The following is a 9,177-nucleotide window of genomic DNA, read 5'->3' on the forward strand; positions in this document are numbered from 1 at the left end:
CGCCGCATCCGCCGTCGCGACGCTCGAACGCGACGACTACCCGCACGACGACGTGCCCCCGCCGGAGACCGAGCCGCCGTTCGAGCCGCCCGTCCCCGACGAGCCGGAGGGCGAGTGGGCGGTCAGCGCACCCGACGACGAGCCCATCGAGCGAGCAGCACCAGCCGCACCGACAGCAGCGTCCGCACCAGCAGCGCCCGGCGCATCCACCCCCACCCAGCAGCCCGCATCCGCCGGCCGCGTGGAGGAGCGCCCCGCGCGAACTGCACCGGCGTCCGGCGCGCGCACCCCCACATTCCAGCAGCCGCAGCGGTACGGCGAGGCGGTGGTGCGCGAGATCCTCGGCGCCACCTTCATCGAAGAGCAGGCAGCACCGCCTGCCGGGTCGAGGTAAGGCGTGTACGAAGGAATCGTCCAGGAGCTGATCGACGAACTCGGGCGGCTTCCCGGCATCGGGCCGAAGTCGGCGCAGCGCATCGCGTTCCACATCCTGCAGACCGAGACGTTCGACGTGACCAGGCTCGCGGAAGTGCTGCTCGAAGTGCGTGACAAGGTGCGCTTCTGCGAGATCTGCGGCAACGTCTCCGAGCAGGAGACCTGTTCCATCTGCCGCGATCCGCGCCGCAGCCCGGAGCTGATCTGTGTCGTCGAGGAGGCGAAGGACGTCGTCGCCATCGAGCGCACCAGGGAGTTCCGCGGCCTCTACCATGTGCTCGGTGGGGCGATCAGCCCGATCGACGGCGTCGGACCGGACGACCTGCGCATCCGGCAGCTGATGCAGCGCCTCGCCGACGGCACCGTGCAGGAGGTCATCATCGCCACCGACCCCAACCTGGAGGGCGAGGCGACCGCCACCTACCTCAGCCGCCTGCTCACCACCATGGAGATCCGCGTGACCAGGCTCGCCTCCGGCCTGCCCGTCGGAGGCGACCTCGAGTACGCGGACGAGGTCACTCTCGGCCGTGCGTTCGAGGGCAGACGCCTCATCTCCTGAGCCCCGCCGACCACCCATCGCGGCGCCCTCGGACCGGCGGCGTCATATGGGATTCGGCGTATGTGATCGCCGGTAGGATGGGGGTTCCGGCTTATCCCCAGGAGTATCAGTGGCCCTCATCGTGCAGAAATTCGGCGGATCGTCCGTCGCAGACGCAGAGAGCATCAAGCGCGTCGCGAAACGCATCGTCGAGACCCGCAAGGGCGGCAACGAGGTGGTCGTCGCCGTCTCCGCGATGGGCGACACGACGGACGAGCTGCTCGACCTCGCCCACGACGTCACCCCCATCCCGGCCCCGCGTGAACTCGACATGCTGCTCACCGCAGGAGAGCGCATCTCGATGGCGCTCCTCGCGATGGCGATCCGCAGCATGGGATACGACGCGCGCTCGTTCACGGGCAGCCAGGCCGGCATGATCACCGACGCGCAGCACGGCGCAGCGCGCATCGTCGACGTGACGCCCGGCCGCATCCGGGATGCGCTCGACGACGGCGCCATCGCGATCGTCGCCGGCTTCCAGGGCTTCAACCGCGACACCAAAGACATCACCACCCTCGGCCGTGGCGGCTCGGACACCACCGCCGTCGCCCTCGCCGCCGCTCTCGGCGCCGAGGTCTGCGAGATCTACACCGACGTCGACGGCGTGTTCACCTCCGACCCGCGCGTCGTGCCCAACGCGCGCAAGATCGACCGCATCACCAGCGAAGAGATGCTCGAACTGGCCGCGGCCGGCGCGAAGGTGCTCTATATTCGCGCGGTGGAATATGCGCGTCGCCACAACGTGACCCTGCACGTCCGCTCCTCGTTCAACAACAACGACGGAACCCTCGTGCTCAACGAAGCAGCGGCCGAGGCCGCGAAGAAGAAGGACGGAACCGTGGAAGAGCCGATCATCGCCGGAATCGCCACCGATCTGAGCGAAGCAAAGATCACCGTCGTCGGCGTGCCGGATGTGCCGGGCAAGGCCGCTCAGATCTTCAAGATCGTCGCGAAGACCGAGGCGAACGTCGACATGATCGTGCAGAACGTGTCCGCCGCAGCCACCGGCCTCACCGACATCTCCTTCACCCTGCCCAAGTCCGAGGGCCAGCGGGTGCTGACCGCCCTCAACGCCGAGCAGCCGGATGTGGGCTTCCAGTCCCTGCAGTACGACGACCAGATCGGCAAGCTCGCCCTCGTCGGCGCCGGGATGCGCACCAACACCGGCGTCTCCGCCCAGCTCTTCGCCGCCCTGTTCGACGCCGGCATCAACATCGAGATGATCTCCACCAGCGAGATCCGCATCTCGGTCGTCACCCGCGCAGACACGGTCAACGAGGCGGCGCGCGTCGTGCACAAGGCGTTCGGCCTCGACGGAGACGACAAGGCGATCGTCTACGCGGGCACGGGGCGCTGACCGGGCGCATCCACTGCCCCCATTCACACCGCGGCGGGAATGCGTGCAGCGCGACCGTCGTTCGACCTCACAACACGAGACCCGAAGGGGCCACACCATGAGCGAGACAAGAGAACTCACCGTCGCCGTCGTCGGAGCGACCGGCCAGGTCGGCAGCGTCATGCGCCGCCTGCTGGAGGAGCGCGACTTCCCGGTCGGGCGCATCCGCTTCTTCGCCTCCGCCCGTTCGGCCGGCACGACTCTGCCGTTCAAGGGTGAGGACATCGTGGTGGAGGACGCAGCGACGGCCGACGTCGCGGGCATCGACATCGCCCTCTTCTCCGCCGGTGCGACCGGCTCGAAAGCGCAGGCGCCCCGGTTCGCCGAGGCCGGTGCCATCGTCATCGACAACTCGAGCGGCTGGCGGATGGACCCGGAGGTGCCCCTCGTCGTCAGCGAGGTCAACCCCGAAGCCATCGCGGATGCGCGCAAGGGCATCATCGCGAACCCGAACTGCACCACGATGGCCGCCATGCCGGTCCTCAAGGTCCTGCACGAGGAGGCCGGTCTGGAACGCCTCATCGTGAGCACGTACCAGGCCGTCTCAGGCTCCGGCCTCGCCGGCGCCGAGGAACTGGCCGGGCAGGTCCGCGCGGCCGTCGCCGACGAAAACCTGCTGCAGCTCGTGCACGACGGCTCGTCCGTCGCCCTGCCGGAGCCCGTCAAGTACGTGCGTCCCATCGCGTTCGATGTGATCCCGCTCGCCGGCTCGATCGTCGACGACGGTGAGAACGAGACGGACGAGGAGAAGAAGCTCCGCAACGAGAGCAGGAAGATCCTCGGCCTGCCGGAGCTGCTGGTCAGCGGAACCTGCGTGCGCGTCCCCGTCTTCACCGGCCACTCGCTGTCGATCAACGCGGAGTTCGCCAAGCCGATCAGCCCCGAGCGTGCGGAGGAGCTCCTGGCGAGCGCCCCCGGCGTCGTGCTGACCGACGTGCCGACCCCGCTCGAAGCAGCAGGCAAGGACCCGAGCTTCGTCGGACGCATCCGGCGTGACGAGGGCGCCCCCGCCGGTCGTGGGCTCGCGCTGTTCATCAGCAACGACAACCTCCGCAAGGGTGCCGCGCTCAACGCGGTGCAGATCGCGGAGATCGTCGCCGAGCGCCTCTCGACCCCCGTCACCGCCTGAAACGACCTCGTCGGCGGCACGCTGAGCGGCTCCCGGACAAAGCCGGGCGCCGGGCACCGTAGGATTGTCTGGTGAGCAATTCTCCCATCGACGTCGTCCTCATCGGCGGTGGCATCATGAGTGCCACGCTCGGAGCCCTCATCCAGAGGGTGCAGCCGGATTGGACCATCCGGCTCTACGAGAACCTGGGCGAGGTGGCGCAGGAGAGTTCCAACCCGTGGAACAACGCGGGCACCGGCCACGCGGCCCTCTGCGAGCTCAACTACATGCCGGAGGCCGCAGACGGCAGCGTCGACCCGGCCAAGGCCATCGCGATCAACGAGCAGTTCCAGCTCAGCCGCCAGTTCTGGGCGAGCCTGGTGAAGTCCGGCGACCTTCCGGAGCCGTCGACGTTCATCAACTCCACCCCGCACATGACGTTCGTGCACGGCCGGGACAACGTCACCTATCTGCGCAAGCGCTACGAGGCGCTGAAAGACCAGCCGCTCTTCGCCGGTATGGAGTACACGGAAGACCCGGCTGTGCTCGCCGAGTGGACCCCTCTGCTCACCAAGAAGCGCAACCCCAAGCAGCGCGTCGCCGCCACCCGGGTTCCCGCCGGCACCGACGTCGACTTCGGCGCGCTCACCAAGGCGCTCGTGAACGACCTCGCCGACCGCGGGGCGGACATCGCCCTCAACCACAAGGTGCGCAGCATCAAGCGCACCAAGGACGGGCTGTGGAAGCTCAAGGTGCGCCACCAGGTCGGCCACACCCCGCACGAGGTCACGGCACGGTTCGTGTTCGTCGGAGCCGGCGGAGGCGCCCTGCACCTGCTGCAGAAGTCCGGCATCCCCGAGATCAACGGCTTCGGCGGGTTCCCGATCTCCGGCCAGTTCCTGCGCACCAGCGACCCGAAAATCGTCGCCCAGCACCAGGCGAAGGTCTACGGCAAGGCCGCCGTCGGCGCACCGCCCATGTCGGTGCCGCACCTCGACACGCGCGTGGTCGACGGACAGGCGTCGCTCCTGTTCGGGCCGTACGCCGGGTTCAGCCCCAAGTTCCTCAAGACCGGCACCTGGTGGGACCTCCCCGGCTCGATCCGCGCAGGCAACCTCATCCCGATGCTCGCCGTGGCGAAGGACAACTTCGACCTCATCAAGTACCTCGTCGGCGAACTGCTCGCCAACCGGGCCAAGAAGATGAAGGCGCTGCAGGAGTTCATGCCCACCGCCAAGAGCGAGGACTGGGAGCTGATCACCGCCGGCCAGCGCGTGCAGGTGATGAAGAAGGACGCGAAGAAGGGCGGCGTGCTGCAGTTCGGCACAGAGGTCATCGCGTCGGAGGACGGCTCGATCGCCGGTCTTCTCGGGGCGTCGCCCGGCGCATCCACTGCGGTGCCGATCATGCTCGACGTGCTCAAGCGGTGCTTCCCCGACCGATACGACGCCTGGCTGCCCACGCTCACGGAGCTCGTGCCCACCATCGGGACGACGCTGAACGACAAGCCTGCCGAGGCGGAGCGCGTGGTCGCCGAAACGGCAGAGGTGCTGCACATCTCGCGCTGAGCCTTTCGGAAAGCGCTGGACATTTCGGCGACGACGTTGGTAGAGTCGTCGGCGCTATGAAGTAGGAATCTCCTTATCGTCCCGCGCCTGAGGCTTTCGCCCACGCGATGCAGTGCATCGTGGCGCCGTCGACATAGCCAGATGACCAGGTCATCGCTTTTCAGCGCTCCGGCGCGGCTGTCGACGGGAACACCCGGCGGGAAACGGCTCCTCGGAGCGCTCGACAAGGCGGTTTCCCATGCCAGTGCATTTTCCAACAACCATTCCCGTCGCGGCGGTCGCCGACCACGTCAAGGCCGACGGCATCTCGCAGAGCTACGGCGATCGGCGCGTGCTCACCGACGTCTCGCTGACCGTCGCACCGGGCTCCCGGCTCGGCCTGATCGGCGAGAACGGGGTCGGCAAGTCGACGCTGCTGCGCATCCTGGGCGGCGCCGAGGCCCCGGACGGCGGCGCGCTCGTGCGTCCGGCGCGCACCGGCATCCTCTGGCAGGAGGTGCGCTTCACGCCCGAGGACACCCTCACCGCGCTCATGGAGAGCGCTCTGGTGGAGGTGCGGGCGATCGAGCGCGAGCTGGAGGCTTCGGCGTCCGCGCTCGCCGGCGACGACCCGGATGCGGACGCGGCTGCCGGGGCGGCAGCGGCTTCCCGCTACGCCGCGGCGCTCGACGCGGCGGAGCGTGCCGACATCTGGAGTGTGGATGCCCGGCGCGACGAACTCCTCGACGGTCTCGGTGTCGGGTCCATCCCGTTGCACAGACGGCTGTCCGAGGTGTCCGGTGGCCAGCGCAGCCGGTTCGCCCTGGCGGCTCTCCTGCTGTCTCGGCCCGACGCGCTCCTCCTCGACGAGCCCACCAACCACCTCGACGACGACGCTGCGCTCTTCCTGGAGCGCCAGCTGATCGCCTGGCGCGGTCCGGTGGTGTTCGCGAGCCACGACCGCGCCTTCCTGGATGCGGTCGCGACCAGCCTGCTCGACCTCGACCCTTCGCGCTCCGGCACGACGGTGTTCGGCGGCAACTACAGCGCATACCTGGCCGCGAAAGAGGACGAGCGGGAGCGCTGGGAGCGGCAGTTCGCCGACGAGCAGGACGAGCTGAAGGCGCTGAAGTTCGCTGTCGACGTGACGGCGCGCGGCATCGCCTGGTCCGGCAAGGTGCGCGACAACGACAAGTTCGCCAAGTCGTTCAAGGGCGGTGCGCTGGACAAGCAGATCAGCCGCCGCATCAAGAACGCGTCCGGCCGGCTCGACGACCTCTCGGAGAACCAGGTGCGCAAGCCGCCGGCGATCCTCAGCTTCGCGGGCATCCCGACCGGGTCGCAGGCGCTGAACGAGGAGGCTGGCACGCTGGTGCAGGTGTCGGATGCGCGCATCCCGGACCGCCTCGATGTCGCGTCCTTCCGGGTGGAGCCGCAGTCTCGCATCCTGATCACCGGTCACAACGGGGCGGGCAAGTCGACGCTCCTGTCGGCGCTGGCCGGACGGCAGCCGGTGGACTCCGGTGCGGTCACGAGGAGGAAGGGCCTGCGGGTCGGCCTCCTCGAACAGGACGTGCGCTTCGCGGACCCTGTGGCGAGCCCGCGGAGGATCTACGAGGAGCGGCTGGGCGAACGGCGCGCGGAGGCTGTGCCGCTGACCGGTCTCGGCCTGGTCGCGCCCCGCGACGTCGACCGTCCGGTCGGCACCCTGTCGATCGGCCAGCAGCGCAGGCTCGCGCTCGCCCTGATCCTCGCGAAACCGCCGCACGTCTTCCTGCTCGACGAGCCGACCAACCACCTCTCCCTGTCGCTCGCGACGGAAATGGAGGAGGCGCTCGGCGCGTATCCGGGGGCGGTGGTGGTGGCGAGCCACGACCGCTGGCTGCGCGGAGCGTGGACGGGCGAGCGGGTCGAGATGGCCGGAGGCCGCATCGTGGCCTGAACGCGCTTGCTTAACTTTCGAACATATGTTCGAATGAATCCATGAGATGGAGCGGGCAAGAACTCACGGCCGAAGAGCCGTCGACGCTGCCGGGGCTGGCGCGGCTCAACAACCTGGTGCGGTCGGTGCGCACGCCCGACTTCGCGGGCATCACGTTTCACGAGGTGCTCGCGAAGTCGGCGCTCAACAAGATCCCCGGTGGCGGAGGGCCGATGCCGTTCGGCTGGACCATCAACCCATACCGTGGATGCTCGCACGCGTGCGTCTACTGTTTCGCCCGGCCGACGCACTCCTATCTCGAGCTCGACGGCGGCAAAGACTTCGACCAGGAGATCATCGTCAAGGTCAACGTGGCCGATGTGCTCCGCAAAGAGTTGAGCCGACCGAGCTGGGGGCACCACCCGGTGGCGCTCGGCACGAACACCGACCCGTACCAGCGGGCGGAGGGCCGGTACGCGCTGATGCCGGGGATCATCGACGCACTGGCAGACACGGGCACGCCGTTCAGCATCCTCACCAAGGGGTCCCTGCTGCGGCGCGACCTCGACCAGCTGGCAGACGCCGCCCGGCGGGTGCCCGTCGACCTCGCGATGTCGATCGCGGTCTACGACGACGAGCTGCAGCAGTCGGTCGAGCCGGGGACGCCCACCACCAAGGCGCGGCTGGCCACGGTCACGGCGGTGCGGGAGCACGGACTCGACTGCGCGGTGTTCCTCATGCCGATCCTGCCCTACCTCACCGACACCAGGGCGCACCTCGACGAAGCGCTCCGGCAGGCGAAGGAGGCGGGAGCGACGTCGGTTCTCTACACGGCCCTCCATCTCAAGCCGGGCGTGAAGGAGTGGTACTACCTGTGGCTCGGGAGGGAGCACCCCGAGCTGCTGCCGCAGTACCGCCGCATGTACGGGGGAGGGGCGCACGCTCCGAAGGAGTATCGCAAGTGGCTGGCGGCCAAGATCAAGCCGCTGATCAGTGCGCACGGGCTGCAGCGCGGAGAAGAGGACCCGCTGACGGGCGGGGTGCGGTCGACGGCGCTCGGGATGCTGCGCGACGGCGAGGGGGAGCGGCAGGTGGTGTCCGCCGCAGCGGGTGCGCGTCGCATCAGGGTGATCCCGGAGGAGGTGGATGCGGAGAGCAACGGACTCACGGTGCTGGGCGTGCAGCCGACGCTGTTCTGAGAGGAAGGCAGGGCGGTGCGCGGGGTGGTGCGGGAGGTCTTGCGGGGTGGCGCGGGAGACGATGCGACACCCGGGCGGGGTACATCGTTTGGATATCGGGGTACACACGGGATCGCGGAGGTGACATAATCCCCCTGAGGCTCAGGCGGAGGCTCAGGACACGAGGGGGTGGAGATGTCGCTCGGGCTACCGAGTCATCTCGCGCGGGTCGCCAACTCGCGGGCGCTCGCCACTGCTGCGCGCTGGGCGGGACTGGTGTGCCTGGTGTCCGCGTTCGTGAACGTGACCGTCGCCGGGTTCGGGGCGGCCGGAGCGTTCTCGTGGGTCGGCCTGCTGGTGCTGCTGCCGATGGTGGGGCTGCTGGTGCTGCTGGCGCGGGGGAGGACGCTCGCGCTGACCGTCGCCTACCTCGTGGTCGGGGCGCTGTCCACGTACGTCTACGTGCTGATCCTCCTGACGACCACGCCCAGCTACACGGACACCAACTTGTTCGTGGTGGCACTGCCGGTGATCGCGATGACGCTGGTCGGCGGAGCGGGCACAGGGTCGCTCACAGGGATCCTGTGGTCGACGGTGGGGTTCGCGCTCGCCGAAGTGGCCGTGATGCTGGCCGCGTCCAACGCGGGACGGGTGTTCCGGCCGGACGCGATCTCGCTCGGCGCGTACCTGCTGTTCGTCGGGGTACTGGCCTTCGACGGGATCACCCGCGGCACGCGCAGCCGCACCCAGTCCGCGATCCACCGGTCCGTCCGGGATGCGCGGCTCATCGACCTGCGCCGCGACGTGATCGCCGAGTACGCGGCCGACCTCCACGACACGGTTCTCAGCGAGCTGCTCGCCGTGGCCGCCGCGACGCCGGGACCGCTGGCGCCGCGGCTCCGGGCGCGCATCGAAGCCGATCTCGCGTCGCTCGGCGGCGCGGTGCCGGGGGTGCAGGGGGTGCCGGGGGCGCCGAGCGACGCGAGATCGGCTT

6 protein-coding genes and 2 pseudogenes are annotated in these 9,177 nt (G+C 69.1%); all 8 read left to right on the forward strand.

The window, feature by feature from the left end:
• Positions 1 to 394, forward strand: a pseudogene (locus tag B7438_RS20690) (hypothetical protein); the annotation flags it as partial.
• A 3-nt stretch (positions 395 to 397) separates the two neighbouring features.
• Entirely contained in the window at positions 398 to 994 is a 597-nt protein-coding gene (gene recR, locus B7438_RS19835) for a recombination mediator RecR (protein WP_085371410.1), read from the forward strand.
• A 109-nt stretch (positions 995 to 1,103) separates the two neighbouring features.
• The gene (locus B7438_RS19840; RefSeq protein WP_085371411.1) at positions 1,104 to 2,390 is read left to right on the forward strand and encodes an aspartate kinase; all 1,287 of its coding nucleotides are present in this window, start codon (positions 1,104 to 1,106) and stop codon (positions 2,388 to 2,390) included.
• A gap of 97 nt (positions 2,391 to 2,487) precedes the next feature.
• Complete coding sequence (locus B7438_RS19845) at positions 2,488 to 3,558, forward strand: aspartate-semialdehyde dehydrogenase (RefSeq protein ID WP_085371412.1); 1,071 nt, start codon at positions 2,488 to 2,490, stop codon at positions 3,556 to 3,558.
• Between the two features lie 71 nt (positions 3,559 to 3,629).
• The gene (locus tag B7438_RS19850) at positions 3,630 to 5,105 is read left to right on the forward strand and encodes a malate:quinone oxidoreductase (RefSeq protein ID WP_085371413.1); all 1,476 of its coding nucleotides are present in this window, start codon (positions 3,630 to 3,632) and stop codon (positions 5,103 to 5,105) included.
• A 238-nt stretch (positions 5,106 to 5,343) separates the two neighbouring features.
• Positions 5,344 to 7,026 carry an ABC-F family ATP-binding cassette domain-containing protein gene (locus B7438_RS19855; RefSeq protein ID WP_085371414.1) on the forward strand — a complete coding sequence of 561 codons (1,683 nt, stop codon included), beginning with the start codon at positions 5,344 to 5,346 and terminating at the stop codon, positions 7,024 to 7,026.
• A 41-nt stretch (positions 7,027 to 7,067) separates the two neighbouring features.
• Positions 7,068 to 8,204 (forward strand): Rv2578c family radical SAM protein, encoded by a 1,137-nt coding sequence (locus B7438_RS19860; RefSeq protein ID WP_085371415.1) that lies wholly within the window; start codon positions 7,068 to 7,070, stop codon positions 8,202 to 8,204.
• A 174-nt stretch (positions 8,205 to 8,378) separates the two neighbouring features.
• Positions 8,379 to 9,177: pseudogene (locus B7438_RS19865) on the forward strand (ATP-binding protein); the annotation flags it as partial.

Source organism: Leifsonia sp. NCR5 (assembly GCF_002105485.1).
GTDB lineage: Bacteria > Actinomycetota > Actinomycetes > Actinomycetales > Microbacteriaceae > Leifsonia.